Origin of the sequence: Sphingomonas sp. MJ1 (PH-R8), assembly GCF_048058635.1 — a bacterium.
GTDB lineage: Bacteria > Pseudomonadota > Alphaproteobacteria > Sphingomonadales > Sphingomonadaceae > Sphingomonas.
The window spans coordinates 1-1,226 of the sequence record NZ_JBBEFX010000061.1 but is presented as its reverse complement, the minus strand read 5'-3'; the positions used below and the strand labels follow the sequence as shown (position 1 = coordinate 1,226).

Below are 1,226 nucleotides of genomic sequence, written 5' to 3'. Positions count from 1 at the left end.
GCGCGCGGCGTCAGCCGGAATATCGTCCGCGTCGAGCGGCATCGTGAATCACCGGAACGGTATGTACAGGCGGCCCATGTTCGACACGCTTTTTGATCCCGCCCGGCTTCGCCGCAAGCCCGTGGATGGCTCTTTCTGGCTCTACTACGCCTTCATCCTGATGGGGTGCATCGCAATTCAGCTGTCCGACTTGTCGATCGGTCGGTGGGGCCGAGACGCGCAGATGCTGGAACTGGCTGTGGAAACGGGGGGACGGCTCGGCGCCAGTTCTTTGGGCGACTATGCCGTGACCGCGCTTGGCCCCTATCTTGGCATACCACAGCTGCCTAACTTGGTCCCAACTATCGCCTTGGTATTTGTAATATCACGAATATCGTACCAAGGATCTACTCTCGAAAAGATTGCTATTCTGTTTCTTTCTTTTCCAACAATTTTTCAGCTTCAGTTTGTTTCTAAAGAAGGCGTGGTAACGCTATTCATCATCTCAACCTACTTTGTGATGAATGCACTCCGGCAACCCAAGTATAGACTGATTTACATCATCGGCGTACTCGGTTTTATGGCCGCCTTCTTCAGAAACTATTATGTGATATCGCTCGCATTCGCTTTGTTAGTGGTCGCTTTAAAAAAGCCCAGGCTATACGCCCCTGCGATTATCCTAGGGCTCTTAGCTGCATCTCTCATACCCCAGGTACGGGATAGGATACTAGACGCACGGTATCTTGTGTACCGCAATGTATCTATTGATGCAGCAAGTTTAATACCAATGAACTTCCATGGGTATGATCCAGTATCTTTCTTAGGCAACTACTTTTTTTCCATACCTTTCTATTGTATCCCATTCCTGCTGAACTTCAGAGTTCAGGAACTATATATGCAAATATATATTGTGTGCTCTGCTGTTCTAATTTCAAAGGCGATGCGTTACGGAGAGCGGGGGCAATCTGCTGTTTTGTTGGGGGTGGTTTGTACATTTCCGGTGTTTGTTGCGGAAGTAGGTACTTTGGCTCGACATCTTAGTGGAATAATTCCTTTAGGATATATGAGTATCTACTTTTCACAAAACGGGGTATGCAACAAGCGTTCATTATGTAACTAGCTTTGCGCAAAGCTAAAAGTTCACTAATCTCTAAGTAGGGTTAAAAACATAATGCCTCGTGTTGTTGCCATAACAGTATACTACAATCGCGAGGCATACGTTAGTAACTCTGTAGAGAGTTTAATAA

At 46.8% G+C, this 1,226-nt stretch carries 1 protein-coding gene; it reads left to right on the top strand.

The features are described from left to right. The coding region (locus tag VPH46_RS16285; protein WP_416612908.1) for a hypothetical protein at positions 1 to 1,099 on the top strand (1,099 nt) is incomplete at its 5' end. Positions 1,100 to 1,226 lie beyond the last annotated feature (127 nt).